This window comes from Mesorhizobium sp. M7D.F.Ca.US.004.03.1.1, from assembly GCF_003998635.1.
Lineage (GTDB): Bacteria > Pseudomonadota > Alphaproteobacteria > Rhizobiales > Rhizobiaceae > Mesorhizobium > Mesorhizobium loti.
The window spans coordinates 1-631 of sequence record NZ_RZQG01001639.1 but is presented as its reverse complement, the minus strand read 5'-3'; the positions used below and the strand labels follow the sequence as shown (position 1 = coordinate 631).

The following is a 631-nucleotide window of genomic DNA, read 5'->3' as shown; positions in this document are numbered from 1 at the left end:
CTCGGGCGCTAGCCATTCTTCCTGAAGACGCCAATCATCGGCCCCAAATTCCAGTAGTCGTCGTTGCGGCCGATGGCAGGCGCAAACAGGCTGGATATCGTGCCGTCGAGGAACAGCGCGTTGTCGCAGCCGAGCGCGTCGCGGAAAAGCCGGGCGAAGGCATGGAAGGTCACCGTGCCGTTCGAAATCGCAAACACCGCAACGCCGTCCTTTCGCACCCCGACCCCGTCGCGGGTTTTTCGCGAGGTGCTGTCAGCCTGGAATTTCGGATGCAGCTGGCCGTCGATCACCAGCATTGGCCCGGATTGCGTCGCATAATCGACGCTCGGACGCCTTTTCACAAAATCCCTGGTGGCGCGGACCGCGGCCTTGCCGTCGCGCATGTAGAAAATACCGTTCGGCTGCAGGGAAAAATTGCCGCTTCCCGATCCCGTCTTCACATCAGCCATTTCCTGGCCGTGCTCGACATAGAGACCGACCGGCGCGAGGTTCGGGTGATACATGCCGGCATTGATGCCGAACAGCATCGTGCGCCCGGCCGCCTGCTGCGCGGCATGGAGATTGTGCAGCGACTGAAATGGCTTGCCCGCCGGATCTTTCCAGAACAACTCGACCTGATATCGTTTCGGAT

At 60.9% G+C, this 631-nt stretch carries 1 protein-coding gene; it reads right to left on the bottom strand.

All coding sequences use genetic code 11. From position 1 onward, the window contains the following. Positions 1-8: 8 nt before the first annotated feature. The coding region (locus tag EN935_RS39230; RefSeq protein WP_164771889.1) for a phosphodiester glycosidase family protein at positions 9-631 on the bottom strand (623 nt) is incomplete at its 5' end.